This is a genomic window from Streptomyces sp. NPDC046915 (genome assembly GCF_040644935.1).
Classification (GTDB): Bacteria; Actinomycetota; Actinomycetes; order Streptomycetales; family Streptomycetaceae; genus Streptomyces.
The window spans coordinates 211608-224910 of the sequence record NZ_JBEYXB010000009.1; the positions used below are offsets into that span (position 1 = coordinate 211608).

The 13303-nt window shown below is 71.1% G+C and carries 16 protein-coding genes; 9 read left to right on the forward strand and 7 right to left on the reverse strand.

From position 1 onward, the window contains the following. Positions 1-23 precede the first annotated feature (23 nt). Positions 24-920, reverse strand: a complete 897-nt coding sequence (locus tag ABZ915_RS24465) for a DUF3152 domain-containing protein (RefSeq protein WP_361806874.1) — start codon at positions 918-920, stop codon at positions 24-26. Positions 921-1060: 140 nt separating this feature from the next. Between ABZ915_RS24465 and ABZ915_RS24470 the strand changes: the two genes are divergently transcribed. From ABZ915_RS24470 to ABZ915_RS24485, 4 genes are all read left to right on the forward strand, one after another. Further along, positions 1061-1741 carry a response regulator transcription factor gene (locus tag ABZ915_RS24470; protein WP_361806877.1) on the forward strand — a complete coding sequence of 227 codons (681 nt, stop codon included), beginning with the start codon at positions 1061-1063 and terminating at the stop codon, positions 1739-1741. 29 nt (positions 1742-1770) lie between these two features. Beyond that, on the forward strand, positions 1771-3291 hold the full coding sequence (locus ABZ915_RS24475; protein WP_361807398.1) for an ATP-binding protein: 1521 nt from the start codon (positions 1771-1773) through the stop codon (positions 3289-3291). Further along, entirely contained in the window at positions 3288-3932 is a 645-nt protein-coding gene (locus ABZ915_RS24480) for a hypothetical protein (RefSeq protein WP_361806879.1), read from the forward strand. The genes ABZ915_RS24475 and ABZ915_RS24480 overlap by 4 nt, the downstream gene beginning before the upstream one ends. A gap of 77 nt (positions 3933-4009) precedes the next feature. After that, entirely contained in the window at positions 4010-4801 is a 792-nt protein-coding gene (locus tag ABZ915_RS24485) for an HAD family hydrolase (protein WP_361806882.1), read from the forward strand. 12 nt (positions 4802-4813) lie between these two features. Here ABZ915_RS24485 and ABZ915_RS24490 read toward each other — a convergent pair whose 3' ends face one another. Both ABZ915_RS24490 and ABZ915_RS24495 read right to left on the reverse strand, forming a co-directional pair. Next, positions 4814-6250 (reverse strand): hypothetical protein, encoded by a 1437-nt coding sequence (locus tag ABZ915_RS24490; RefSeq protein ID WP_361806885.1) that lies wholly within the window; start codon positions 6248-6250, stop codon positions 4814-4816. Positions 6251-6500: 250 nt separating this feature from the next. Beyond that, positions 6501-7094 (reverse strand): lamin tail domain-containing protein, encoded by a 594-nt coding sequence (locus tag ABZ915_RS24495; protein ID WP_361806888.1) that lies wholly within the window; start codon positions 7092-7094, stop codon positions 6501-6503. A 406-nt stretch (positions 7095-7500) separates the two neighbouring features. Between ABZ915_RS24495 and ABZ915_RS24500 the strand changes: the two genes are divergently transcribed. Then, positions 7501-8460 (forward strand): chlorophyllase, encoded by a 960-nt coding sequence (locus ABZ915_RS24500; protein ID WP_361806891.1) that lies wholly within the window; start codon positions 7501-7503, stop codon positions 8458-8460. Between the two features lie 383 nt (positions 8461-8843). Here ABZ915_RS24500 and ABZ915_RS24505 read toward each other — a convergent pair whose 3' ends face one another. Continuing rightward, complete coding sequence (locus ABZ915_RS24505) at positions 8844-9251, reverse strand: DUF3224 domain-containing protein (protein WP_361806894.1); 408 nt, start codon at positions 9249-9251, stop codon at positions 8844-8846. After that, positions 9248-9679, reverse strand: coding sequence for an STAS domain-containing protein (locus ABZ915_RS24510; RefSeq protein WP_361806896.1), 432 nt, complete (start codon positions 9677-9679; stop codon positions 9248-9250). Before ABZ915_RS24510 ends, ABZ915_RS24505 begins: the two co-directional genes overlap by 4 nt. A 142-nt stretch (positions 9680-9821) precedes the next feature. Here ABZ915_RS24510 and ABZ915_RS24515 point away from each other — a divergent pair, with 142 nt between their 5' ends. Further along, a complete protein-coding gene (locus tag ABZ915_RS24515) occupies positions 9822-10166 on the forward strand; it encodes a helix-turn-helix domain-containing protein (RefSeq protein WP_361806898.1) in 345 nt (114 codons plus the stop codon). 3 nt (positions 10167-10169) lie between these two features. On the opposite strand, the gene ABZ915_RS24520 is transcribed toward ABZ915_RS24515, so the two are convergent. Next, entirely contained in the window at positions 10170-10706 is a 537-nt protein-coding gene (locus tag ABZ915_RS24520; RefSeq protein ID WP_361806901.1) for a DoxX family protein, read from the reverse strand. 26 nt (positions 10707-10732) lie between these two features. Further along, positions 10733-11485 carry a transcriptional regulator gene (locus ABZ915_RS24525; protein WP_361806904.1) on the reverse strand — a complete coding sequence of 251 codons (753 nt, stop codon included), beginning with the start codon at positions 11483-11485 and terminating at the stop codon, positions 10733-10735. A gap of 121 nt (positions 11486-11606) precedes the next feature. Here ABZ915_RS24525 and ABZ915_RS24530 point away from each other — a divergent pair, with 121 nt between their 5' ends. Genes ABZ915_RS24530 through folE form a run of 3 tightly spaced genes read left to right on the forward strand, consistent with a single transcriptional unit; the run spans position 11607 to position 13259 of the window. Next, positions 11607-12167 carry a DUF2231 domain-containing protein gene (locus tag ABZ915_RS24530; RefSeq protein ID WP_361806907.1) on the forward strand — a complete coding sequence of 187 codons (561 nt, stop codon included), beginning with the start codon at positions 11607-11609 and terminating at the stop codon, positions 12165-12167. Beyond that, positions 12149-12607 (forward strand): hypothetical protein, encoded by a 459-nt coding sequence (locus ABZ915_RS24535; RefSeq protein WP_361806910.1) that lies wholly within the window; start codon positions 12149-12151, stop codon positions 12605-12607. Before ABZ915_RS24530 ends, ABZ915_RS24535 begins: the two co-directional genes overlap by 19 nt. Before the next feature lies 1 nt (position 12608). Further along, positions 12609-13259 (forward strand): GTP cyclohydrolase I FolE, encoded by a 651-nt coding sequence (folE, locus tag ABZ915_RS24540; RefSeq protein WP_361806913.1) that lies wholly within the window; start codon positions 12609-12611, stop codon positions 13257-13259. Positions 13260-13303 lie beyond the last annotated feature (44 nt).

Sequence of the window (13303 nt, forward strand, 5' to 3'; positions counted from 1 at the left end):
TCGTACTGCGTAAACCCATGGGCTCAGGGAACCGCGGGCCCGGTGACGTACCGTCCCCGCTCGTCGTACGGCCATACGTTGGGCACGCAGCCGTGCATGCCCTTGATCTGTTGCATCATCACGGGGGCGGGCCGCCCCGTGCCCGGGCAGCCGGCGTGGCCGTGGCCGAGGAAGTGGCCGACCTCGTGGTTGACGATCAGGGCGCGGTAGGCGGTGACGTCCTTGGCGTAGACGGGTGTGGCGAGCAGCCAGCGTCTGAGGTTGACCATCACGTTGCGGCCGACGTCGCAGTTGACCTTGCCGCCGGTGTCGAGCCCGGACTCACCGCAGATCTTGTCCACGGTCCCGGGTGTGGCTATCCGTACGGCGAAGTCGGTGGTGCCGCCGGACACCCGCTGGAACGCCGAGTGGCCGTCGGCGGTCCAGCCGCGCCGGTCGGCGAGCACGCGCTCCACCTCCTTGGCCGCGTCCGCGGCGGACAGGTCGAGGCCGTTCTCCACGTCGACCCGGTAACGCAGGACCTTCCCCTTTCCGACCCTGGCGCTGCCGCCGGGTGCGGTGGTGAACGTGCCCGGCCCCGTGGCCGGGATGTCCTGCCGGGAGGGAGGGGCGGAGGAACTGGTCGACGGGCTGGGCGAAGACGTGGCACTCGGGGTCGGCCGGGTGGGCTCGGAGCCGGCTCTCGCGTGTCCGGTGGGCGCGTCGCGCATGTCGGCGCGGGCGTCGGCGCGACCGGCACCGGCGTGGGCGCCGGTCGCGCCGGGAGAAGTCCAGCCCACGGCCGCGAGACCGGCGGCGCCGAAGAGGGTCAGGGCCGCCAGTCCGCCCCACAGCGGCGCCTTCGGCCCGCGCGCGGAGGCGTGCGCGCGGCCGTTCCGACGGCGACGGGTGCGGGAGGGAGTTGTTTTGTGCGCGGTCATGGTTGTTCAGATTGTGATCGCGATGTGATCAAATCTGGCCCGAACGGTAACGAAAAGGTAACAGCGAGCCGGGGTTTGGCTCATATGATCATCCGGTAACAGTTTCTCGATCTCCCGGAGGTCGTAGGGATACTGAGCGCATGCCACGCGTTCTGCTGATCGAAGACGACCGGGCCGTGCGGGAGGGTGTGGCCCTCGCGCTGCGCCGCCAGGGCCACGAGGTCGCCGCCGCCGACACGGGGGAAGAGGGGCTGAAGGTCCTGCGGTCCTTCCGGCCGGACGTCGTGGTACTGGACCTGATGCTGCCCGGCATGCCCGGCCTGGACGTGTGCCGTGGGATGCGCGCCCTCGACCAGACACTGCCGATCATCATGGCGACGGCGCGGGGCGACGACGAGGACATCGTCGTCGGGCTCGAGGCCGGGGCCGACGACTACGTGGTCAAGCCCGTGCAGGCCCGGGTGCTGGAGGCGCGCATCCGTGCCGTGCTGCGGCGTGCGACCGCGGTACCCGTCGGCGACGGTCTGCCGAAGCTCGACACCTACGGGGACCTGACCGTCGACCGGGCCGGTTTCTCGGTGACCTTGCGGGGTGCGCCCGTCGCGCTCGCCCCGTCCGAGTTGCGGGTCCTGCTGCTCCTGTCCGCCTCGCCCGGCCAGGTGTTCAGCCGGCAGCAACTCCTGGAAGCGGTCTGGGAACACAGCTACCACGGGGACGCGCGCCTGGTGGACGCCTGTGTCAAACGGCTGCGCGCCAAGCTGGGCGAGCCCCGCTACATAGAGACCGTGCGCGGCTTCGGCTACCGGTTCGCCTCCCTGTGACGCCCGTGCCGAAACCCCGCGCACGAAGGCTGCTCGGAGCCCGCGCCAAGGTCCCGCAACTGCGCGGCCTGCGCACCCGGTTGGTCGTGGCGTTCGCGCTCGTGGCCGCGCTCACCGCCCTGACCACCGGCGCCCTGACCTTCCGTGAGGCGCGCACGGGCGTGCTCCAGCAGAGCCAGGACATGGTGATCAGCCAGCTGCGCGCCCAGGTGAACCGGCTCGCCCCGACACTGAGCGTGCCGTCGAACGAGGCCGGGCTGAGGGTTTTCGCGGCCAACGTGGCGGCAGCCGAGCCGTCCGGGACCTGGCGCGTCCTGGTCACCTATCGCGACCTGAACGCGACCTCCGTCCCCGACGACCGGTTCGAGGAACTGACGCCGGACCTGCGCGAGGCCGTGAACTCCAGGCAGGCCACCGTCTTCCAGCGGGTGCACAGCGGCGATCACACCGCACTCGTCGTCGGCATGTCGGTCATCTTCACCGACCGTGCCACCTCCTCGGGCCTCCACGTCTTCCTCACGGTGCCGCAGACCACGGAACAGGCCTACGTCGACGCCCTGGTCACCGCCGTCGAAAGGGCCGCCGTGCCCGCCCTGGCGCTGGCCGTGCTGCTCGCGCTGCTCGCCGCGCGTGGGGTACTGCGTCCGGTGCGGGCGCTGCGCAGCGCCACCCGCAGCATCGCCGAGGGACGACTGGACACCCGGCTCGCCGTCGACGGCTCCGACGAACTCGCCGATCTGTCGCACACGTTCAACGAGACCGCCGCCGCCCTGGAGGAGTCGGTCGCGGAACTGCGCGACATGGAGGCCCGTGCCCGTCGGTTCGCCGCGGACGTCTCGCACGAACTGCGCACCCCGCTGGCCGCCATGTCGGCGGTCACGGACGTCCTCGACGAGGACGCCGCCCGCCTCGACCCGGACACCGCCACCGCGGTACGGCTGATCAGTGAGGAGACCGTGAAGTTGGCCCGCCTGGTGGACGACCTGATGGAGATCTCCCGGTTCGACGCTGGCGCGGCGGTGCTGCACCTGGACGAGATCGACCTCGCCGAGTCGCTGCGGCGCACACTCGCCGCCCGCGCCTGGACCGACCTGGTGGACGTCCGGTTGCCGCCACCGGACGCGTTGCGCGGGCGCGTCGACCCGCGCCGGCTCGACGTCGTGGTCGCGAACCTGGTCGGCAACGCCCTCCGGCACGGCGCCCGCCCGGTCCAACTGCGCCTGCACGGGGGCGGGGAGCCCGGTGCGGACCACCTGGCCGTCATCGAGGTGCTGGACAGCGGGCCCGGAATCCCCGACAGCGTGCTGCCTCATGTCTTCGAGCGTTTCTACAAGTCGGACGCCGCCCGCACCCGGACCGAAGGCAGCGGCCTGGGTCTCGCGATCACCGCCGAGAACGTCCGCGTGCACGGCGGGACCGTGCGCGCCGGGAACCGGCCGGAGGGCGGTGCCGTCTTCACCGTGGAACTTCCCCTGCGCAGGGAGGATCCGCCGCGTCCGCCCCGGGTCGAGCCGCCGAAGGGCGCGTCGCCACGAGGAGGCCGGTCATGAGAGGTGTACGCCGGTCCGCGTCGCTGATCCTTCCGTCACTGTGCGCGCTCGTCTCCTGCGGCATCCCCACGACCGGGGTGGTGGAGGCGGGCGGCCCCGCCGGCGGGGCCGTGGCGACGACATGGGTCTACCTCGTGGCGGACGGCACGCTGGTCCCCGTACCCCGCCAGATGGCCGCCGAGGTAGGCGTCGAGCCGGCCGTGCGGCTGCTGCTCCAGGGGCCGACCGAGAAGGAACGGCTCAAGGGACTGCACACGCTGCTGCCACCGCTGCCGTCCACTGCGGCCCCGTCCATTGCGGCCCCGTCCATTGCGGCCCCGTCCATTGCGGCCCCGTCCATTGCCACGGACACCCCCACGGATGCCCCGACGGACACCCCCACGGACACCCCCACCCTGGTCCGGCCGGAAGCCACCCCCGCCTCGGCCCCGGTGAAAGTGACGTCGAACGGCGGCCGCGTGCTCATCGAACTCTCCGTGCCCACGGCCAAGCCGGACGGTCTCGCCGCCTTCCAGCTCATCTGCACGGCCGTCGCGGCCCAACGCGTCACCGCCCCCGGAACCGAACCGCTGCCGGTGACCGTCACGGGCCCGGACGGCCGGCACACCGAGGGAACCGGCAAGCAGTGCCCCGACGGCTAGAAGCGCGGCTCTCCGCAAGGCGGTTGTCACCCGGGCGGACCATAGACGGAAGAGGTCGCCGCGGGAAGGCATCCCAGATGCCTGTGATCTTCTTCGACATCGGGGCGACCCTGGCGGATGCCCGCGTGGAGCCCGACGGCTCGCTGACACTTCTGCCCCGGCCGCGCGTCATCGCCGTCCTCGACGCCCTGGGCGAGGTGCGCAAGGGCGTCATCTCCAACCCCGGTTCGGGGGGCGGCGCGGTCGCACGGGCCGCCGCGGCCCTGCACAAGGCGTTCCCCGGCCGTTTCACCGACGTGAGCCTCGTGCACTGGGGTGCCAAGAACGACCGCGGGCTGTTCGACCAGGCGGTGGCGAGCACGGGAGGTGTGCCGGCCGGCGACTGTGTCTTCGTGGGAGAGGATCCCGACGAGCGTGCCTTCGCACGACAGGCGGGGATGCGCACCGCACCCCACCCGGTGTTCGTCTTCGCCGCGCTGGAGGACCGTGCCGTGCTCCGGGCGCGGATCCAAGTGCCGGACGGCCGGGGCCTGCCGGAGCTGACCGCGGCCATGGACGAGACCGAGGCCGTCCCCGATAATGCCGTGTCCGAACGGCTGGTGCTCGCCATGGCGACCACACGCGGCGCCGAGGCCCTCGAACGCGGCGGCTTCACGGTGGACCTGCGGGGGCCGGTGGACGGTGGCGCCGCGGCTGCCGGTGCGAACGACGACGCCGAGCGCCGGGCGACCGACAAGTACGTCAGCGACCTGCTGGCGCGGGGCGAGGCGGTGTTCGAGGGCGAGGAGCCGACGGCGAGGACGACGCATGTCGTCAAACGCGAGGACGACGGACGGCTGACCGTCCGTCGTCTGCGCTATTTCGGCTAGTCGGGTTTTCGGCTAGTCGAAGCACCGCCGGATCAGAGCGAGGCCTTCTCCGGTCGTCGCGCGCGCGATCTCGTGGGTCTTGAGCCGGGTCGGGCTGACGTCCACGAACGCCGCGTCCGAGCGGTGCTCCTCGGGCACGTGGACCCGGCCGCGGCGGAAGAGGTCCTCGAGGTACGACGTGGCGACCCGCTCGGGATCGGCGGGCCGCACCGTGCCGCCGGCGGGGTCGGAGCCGGCGATGCCGAACCGCCGTTCCTCCGCCGGGGCGGCGAGCGTCAGGGGCTGGGTGATGCCGTACATCGTCCCCTGGATCGTCACGGGGGTCATGCCCTGGTCGTCAGCACCGCCCGGCATCGCCTCGGTGATGCCGGCGCTCCGGCGGGCCACCTCCGGCCCGGTGATGGACGCGGCGGCCTCCATGGAGAGGATGCCGTGGCGGATGAACGCCGAGCGCAGGGCCTGGCTGTACCGGCCGCCGTTGCGGCGCTGGTCCGCGGCGATCATGTGACCCGCGATCTGCGCGTAGTAGCCGGACACCACGGGTGCGGCCACCACGGCGTCCACCAGCAGCTGGCCCGCGATCTCGCCCGCCGCCCCGAGACCGGCCTGGTCCTGGAGGTCCTGCATGTGGAAGATCCCGGCGACGACCTTCAGGAAGGCGCCGCTGAACACCCGGGAGAACGAGTGCGGTTCGCTGGAGAGCGCGTTCGCGGGCCCGCTCGGTGGCAGGTGCACCGGGTCGGTGTAGAAGAAGCTGTTCGACAGGTTGCGCAGGCAGTCCGGGTCGACCGCGCTCGGGTGGCCCTGGCGAATCGCCCAGCCGAGTTGCTCGGCCACCCGTGACAGCCGCGAGGACAGTTCGAGGTCCCCCTGGGTCTCGGCCAGTACGGCGGTCCGGAGCGACTCCAGGCGGAGTGAGCTCAGCAGGGAGCTGATGTCCCCGAACGCCTCGTGCAGGGCGTCCGCCTCGGCGCTCGCCATGTTGAACAGCTGAGGACGCAGGGCGTCGAGGACCGCGTGACCCGTCTCGTGCTCGACGACCTCGGAGCTCTCGCACGCGGCGACGGTGACCCCGGCCACGGTGTGGCGGAAGAAGAACAGGCCTCTGCGGTTGTAGAAGGCGTTGAGGTCGTCTCCCGCGTTGAGGTGCGCGGTGAGTGCGCGTCCGACCATCGGATGCCACTGCGTTCCCGACGGAACCAGCGGACCCCAGGTCCGGCTGGCCCTGCTGAGCGCGTCGGCCGCCACCCAGTAGCGGAACGCCTCCGTGCCCGGCCCCGCGCTGTCCGGCTGCGGCGCCGGCTCGGCTATGGCCGTCGGGAAGGGCTGGGTGTCGAGCTGAGGAACGGGATGCGGCACGGGCATGTTGACATGCGTGGGGGGAAATCCCGGGTCGTCCTCGTAGACCAGAACCGTCGGGATCATGGCTTGCTGTTGCTGCACCGTCATGGCGGCTCCCTGAGCGGGGAGAGATGGGGGGTGGTGGAGTGCACCACAGGGGAACTCTTGACCAAGAGCCCCTCGTGTTCAGTACCGCGCCCGGTGAGGCAGCTGTCAATCCGAGCAGAGCCGGGTGGCGACCAAGTGGGTGACGGTGAGCGAAGGAGACGGCGCGCCACCGTGGAAGGCGGCGCGCCGTCAGCCGTGCGTACCGGAGGTGACCGACCGGCGAGTCAGCGGTCACCAACGGGCAGGCCGCCTACCGGCGGTGGTCACCGTGGTGGTGGTGGCCCTCCTCGCGGTCACCGTCGCGACGACCGTCCCAGCCGCGGCCGCCCTCACGGCGCTCGCCGCCCCAGCGGTCGCCACCGTCGTGGCGGTGGTGGTCCCGGCCCCAGGAGAAGGCGTCGACGAACCGGCCGTGGTCGTCGCGCAGGGTGGCGGTGTCGGCGTCCTCGTCCCACACGTGTGTCCGCCGGTCCTGGTACAGGTCCGTGGCACTGTCCCGGCCGAGGCCGGTGTGGACGCGTACCGTGGCACGGCCGGCCAGCCGTGCGTAGCGGAACGTGTAGGTGTGGCCGTCCTCGTCGGACAGCGTCCAGCCGTCCAGGTCGACGCCACGGCGGCCGTTGTTGGTGATCTCCACCCACTCCCGGTTCAGGGAACGGCGGGAACGGTCCTCCCGGCCCGGGGAGAGGTACTGCACGTCGCTGATGACCACGCGGTCACGGTCGAAAGGCCGTTGGTGGTGGTCGGCGGCCGACGCGGGCAGCGCCACCGCCCCCACCACGGCCGCGGCGACAGCCGCGGCGGCGGTCAGACGGCGGGTGGTCACAGAAACGGATACGGACACGGGGGTCCCCCTTCACAGGGTTCGGAGCACACCCCCGGCGAGCGGTCTGCTGCCGCGGCGCCGGCGGGGGCTCGGTGCGGGTGGCGGCCGGGCGGCCGCGCACCGACACCCTGCAACCGGACGCGCCAACCACATGGGATACGCGACGCGTGTTACGAATTGTCCATATTCACGTGACTCTCGCCTGTATCACCCAACTATCTGAGACACGTTGAGGCATGAAGGATCGACGCCCATGACGAGGGTCGGCGTCACCCGAAAGTGAGTAACAGCCGATGCCGGTCACGACCCGACGGCCGACGGCTGTTGCCAAAACGGAACGCCGTTCCGTATATTAATCGGAACAACGCTCCGTTTCAGCGTAGCTGTAGCGGGCCGCTCCTGCATGTGAAGGGAAATACGCCCCATGAGTGCACCGATCCACCCGGCCGACACCATCAGCTCGCCGGTCCCCGTCCTCTCGGTCAGCCCGGTGGTCCTGTCGGCCCCCGACCGGGCCGTGGACCTTCGGATACGGGTCTCCGCGCCCGTGACCGGGAGCGATCTGCCGGTCATCCTCCTGTCACACGGCCAGGGCCACTCGAACCACCTCTCCTCGCTGAACGGTTACGCCCCGCTCGCCGACTTCTGGGCGGCGCACGGCTTCGTCGTGATCCAGCCGACCCATCTGAGTTCCAGGACGCTGAGCCTGGACCCCGGCACACCCGGGGCGCCTCTGTACTGGCGGTCACGGGCCGAGGACATGAAGCGCATCCTCGACCGGCTCGACGCCGTCGAAGCCGCCGTCCCGCAACTCCTCGGCCGCCTGGACCGCGGCAAGGTGGCCGTGGCCGGCCACTCCATGGGCGGGCACACCGCGAGCCTGCTGCTGGGCGCCCGGGTCACCGATCCGGACGACGGAACGGAAGTGGACCTGTCCGACCCCCGGATCAAGGCGGGAGTACTCCTCGCCGCGCCCGGCAGGGGCGGCGACGCCGTCACCGAGTTCGTGGCCGAGAACTACTCGTTCTTCCTGAGCACGGACTTCTCCCGGATGACGACACCCACACTGGTGGTCGCCGGCGACAAGGACGCCTCCGCCCATCTGACGGTCCGTGGCCCGGAATGGCACACCGACCCGTACCACCTCTCCCCCGGCCCCAAGTCCCTGCTCACCCTGTTCGACGCGGAGCACGGGCTCGGCGGGATCTCCGGATACGACGTGGCCGAGACCACGGACGAGAACCCCGAGCGCGTGTCCGCGGTCCAACGGCTCACCTGGGCCTACCTCCGATCCGAGCTCTACTCCGCGGATCCCGCCTGGCAGGCGGCATGTGACACGCTCACGGCCGACCCCGACCCGCTCGGACGAGTCGAGTCCAAGTAGGCCCTATCGGTCCGGCGCCGCGGGCTCGGCGGTGAGCTTCCGCAGCGCACCCACCAGTGCGTCCGCTTCGGTGGCGGGCAAGGGCGCGAGGAAGCGGCGTTCAGCGTCCAGGCGCGTGCGTTCGGCTCTGCGCAGCAGCTTGCGCCCCTCTGCGGTGAGCGCGACGACGTTCCTGCGCCAGCCTTCGGTGCTGCGCCGGCGCCCGGCGAGGCGCTTGGCCAGGACCGGCCAAAGACCGCGCCGCCCTCGCCGAGTTGATCGCGGCAGGCTTCACCCACATCGTGCTGAGCCTGCGCGGCCCCTACCCGCCCGGCGTGGCGCGGTGGCCGGCCGACGAGCTGATCACCCCGCTGCGGCAGGGCCGGTGACGTACTCGGGCGTACTCAGGTGAGCGAGTAGTCGAGCCAGATCCGATGTGTGCCGTCGGCGTCGACCGTGATGCCGCCCGCACCGGAGATCCCGGCCAGCTCCCCGGTACCGCTCGACGGGACGATGGTGAAGAACTCCGCGGTGCGGTCGCTGCCGGACGTGGTCGCCGAGTGCACGAAGTTGAAGGCACCGTCACGGCCGTGCAGCGAGCCTTCGAACGACTCCATGGCCACATAGGTGCCGACCCCGGTCGTCTGGTCGAACGCGGCGGTGAACAAGGTCGCCGAGCGGCCCGCGACCTCTCCCTCGAAGCGCTTGTCCATCGTCGCGACACCCACCGGAAGGCCGGTGGCCACGGCGGGGTCGGGCTTCAGCTCGGTCGGGACGAAGGCGTTGACGGTGAAGGTTCCAGCAGCTCTCATGGGCCGACCGTATCGATCCGGTCCGACAAAGGGCCCGGGGGCTCGAACAGCTCCCCGGCACCGGTCAGGTCGAGCAGTCGCTCGACCGTGGGACTGCCGGCCCGGATGGTGACGGTCTTGCCCTGCTGGAGGGCCCGCTTGCGCAGGGTGAGCAGGATGCCCAGGCCGGCGCAGTCACAGAAGTCCACCGCGCTCAGGTCCAGGGTGATGCCGTCGACCGAGCGCCTGAGCGCGTCGTCCAGGTCATGCCGGAGCCACCGGTCGGCGTCGAAGTCGAGTTCACCCCGGACCACCACGCCCATCCGGGTGCCGTCCCGCACGACGGCGAGCGTCGCCCGGCACGGCACGAACGGCGTGCCGCTGCCGCTGTCCGTACGTGCGACGCCCTTCGCCATGAGGGGCTGCGCCCGCGGCGCAGGCTCCGGCATGTCCTTCTCCTCGCCTGGTCCTTCGCCTGATCACCAGCCTCCGGCTCCAGGCTCCCCCGACCGACCCATTCCCGTCAACCAATACATGAAAAACAGTACGTGCTTTTGAATGCCTGAATGCCCGGCCGGTAAGCTGACGGCCATGGACGGAGTGCCCGAACCACACACCGGATGGACCTTCCTCACCAACCATGCCCGGGTCCTGGCGGCCATCGCCGACAATCCCAGCACGCGCATCCGCGACATCGCCGCACACTGCCGCCTGACCGAGCGCGCCGTCCAGAAGATCATCGCCGACCTGGAACGCGACGGCTATCTCTCCCACACCCGGGAGGGGCGCACCAACAACTACCGGATCGACCCCAGCAAGATCCTCCGGCACCCGGCCGAAGCCGGGCTGACCGTGGCATCACTGCTCTCCCTGCTCATCCAGGACGAAGCCGACCGCAGCACGCTTCCCCACCCCCACGTCACGGCGGAGTCGTAACGGTCACAGCGCCAGCACGACCGCCGCGCCGAGCCCGCCGGCCCCGAGGGCGAACGCACCGGTGCGCACGGTTCCGCGGTGCCATGGGAAGGGGCGATCGAGGGAGAGGCGCCCCGGCCCCACCCCCGCGATGGCGAGCGCGGCAGCCGCCATGCACATGGGGTACTCCAGGCCGCCGTCCGTGGACCACAGCCCGTGGGAAGCGGTGACGGCCATAGCGTTGATCATCACTCCGACGACGGCCGCGGCCGCCAGCGGGGTGAGGAATCCGGCGGCCAGACCGAGCCCGCCGAGCAGTTCACTGGCTCCGGCCAGGCCGGCGTTGAAGGTGCCGGGGTGATAGCCGAGCTCGGCGAACTGTCTGCCGGTGGCGGCCAGTCCCGGCCCGCCGAACAGACCGAAGAGCTTCTGCGCGCCGTGCCCGGCGAGTACCAGCCCCACGGTCAGCCGCAGAATCAGGATGCCGAGGTCGGCGCCGTACGAATCCAGGAAGGCGGTCCGGGCGTCGGTGTCCGACCGCCGTTCAGTCGGCGGTTTCATGACGATGCCTCTTCCGTGCTCAGAGATTAAGCCAACGGCTTCTTCCTTTTTTCGGGGATCTCGGCGGCGGGGCCGAGCCGGACGCAGCATTCTCCGGGTTCGGGGGCCAGGACCGCCTGCACCCCGGTGATGTCGAGGCCTTCGAGGTAGCCGGTGAGGAAGGCGTGGTTCATCCCGCACACCAGGTCGGGGGCCTTGGCGGCCAGCGGGTGGAACGGGCAGTTGCGCAGCCGCACCTGGGCGGGGGTTTCGCGGACGGGCTCGTAGCCGTGCAGGTCGAGCATGCGCTCGCAGGCGGTCAGACCGCGTTCGGGGCCCAGGCGGCCGGGGCGGGTGCGGTCCCGTTCGGCCTCGCCCATGTCCCGGCCGCGCCGGCCGGCGGCCCGGACCGCCGCCTGCGCGGCGTTCTCGTCGGCACCCTCCGTCAGGACGGCGTCCAGCAGCAGGTCGGCCAGGAGTTCGTGGCGCCGGTCGGGGATGTTCACCGTGATCTGGGCGTCGGTGGGTTCGTAGACCTTCGGCTGCCTGCCGACCTTGCGGATCCCACCGGGCGGTTCGTAGTGCGCGCGCAGCAGGCCGGCGTCGACGAGCTTGTCGAGGTGGAAGGCGGCGAGCTTGCGCGATATGCCGACACTGGCGGCGGCCTCGTCGCGGGTCACGGCCCGGCGGGCGCGTCGGATGAAGGCGAACATGCGTCGCCGCGAGTCCTCGCCCAGGACGCTGACGGAGTCGATCGCGGCGCCGGCCGCGTCGGCCGGCGAAGTCGGGTCTACAGCCACCAGACCACGGTAACTCCTGCCTGCGTGGGCGCTGCGTTGTTTGCGACGTCATGACCTGCACGCCTTGACGTCCTCCTGCAATAAGACAAAGATTTGTTGGTGAAAAGCGAAGGAGGTAGCGATGGCCAGTGAGTCTCAGCTTCAGGCGAAGCGGCCGACCAGTGCCGCGCTCGCCGGTCCGTACGGTCATCCCTTCCATCCGATCCTGGTGACGGTGCCGATCGGCGCCTGGGTGGCCGGCCTGGCGTTCGACATCGCCTCCCACGTCGTCAGCCATCCGGCTTTCCTGACCCAGGGCTCGGAGTGGCTGATCGCGGTCGGGGTGATCGGGGCGCTGCTCGCCGCCATGGTCGGATTCCTCGACCTGCTCGGGATCCCCGCGGGGACCCGGGCGTTCCGCACCGGCCTGGTGCACATGACGTTGAACCTGCTGGTGACCGCCGCCTACGTCATCAATTTCCTCTGGCGTCACAGCGGCTACACCGACGGCGGCAGCGTCGGCCTCGGCCCGCTCGCCCTGTCCGCCGTCAGCCTGGCGGTCCTGGGCGTCTCGGGATTCCTCGGCGGCAAGCTCTCCTACCGCTACGGCGTGCGCGTCGCCGACGAAGGCACTCAGGCAGAGGGCTACGTCTCCCCGCACTCTCCATCACTCGGGAGTTCCCCATGGACATCGCGGCACTGATCGCGTGGCTGGTCACCGCCCTCGGCGGCTTCTACATGCTGGGCACCTGGATCCAACGCGGTGGGATCCGGCAGCAGCAGTCCGGTGCGAGCCGTCTGCCTGCGCCCGTGGTCTTCGGTCATTTCGCCCTGGCCGCGGTCGGCCTGGTGGTGTGGATCGTCTACGTCGTGGCCGACAAGGGGGGCCTCGCCTGGACGGCGTTCGGTCTGCTGTTGCCGGTCGCCCTGCTGGGATTCGTGATGCTGGGACGTTGGCTCCCCGTGTACCGGGACCGTGCCACGGCCGCGGCGACGCCGGGCGGCGCGGCCGCGCCGGTGACCGAAGGAGCCGTACCCGCCGAACGCCACTTCCCGCTGCCGGTGGTGCTGGCACACGGACTGTTCGCCGTGGTCACCCTCGTCCTGGTGCTGCTCGTCGCCCTCGGTATCGGCGGCAGCTGACATGACCGAGCTCTCAGCCCACGCCACCGCTCGCATTCCGGCCCCGGACGGACCGGCACCCGCGGTGCCCGCCCTGCGGGTGATCCACGAACCGGGCGGCATCGACCTGGCCGCCGCGGAGGACGCGGCCAGCCGGTTCCTCAGGTCCCTCGGCATCTCCACCGACTCGGAGAGCCTGCGCGGCACACCGGGGCGGATGGCCCGCGCCTACGCCGAACTGTTCAGTCCCCGCCCCTTCGACCTGACCACCTTCCCCAACGACGAGGGCTACGACGAACTCGTCCTGGCGCGCCGGATCCCGGTCCGGTCGGTGTGCGAACACCATCTGCTGCCGTTCGTCGGCACCGCCCATGTCGGCTATCTGCCCGGCGGCCGGATTCTCGGCCTGTCGAAACTGGCCCGTGTCGTCGAGCACTTCGCCTGCCGCCCGCAGGTCCAGGAACGCCTGACCAAGCAGGTCGCCGACTGGCTCCAGACCCAGCTGGAGCCGAAGGGCGTCGGCGTGGTGATCGAGGCCGAACACACCTGCATGACCCTGCGCGGCGTCCAGGCAGGCGGATCCAGCACCATGACCTCCACCATGCTCGGCCTGCTGCGCACCGACGCCCGCTCCCGCAGCGAGTTCCTCGCCCTGACCGGCGCCACGTCGTGACGGCCGCCTCGAGCCGGCGGTGAGCCGGGCGGAGCCCCGTGAGG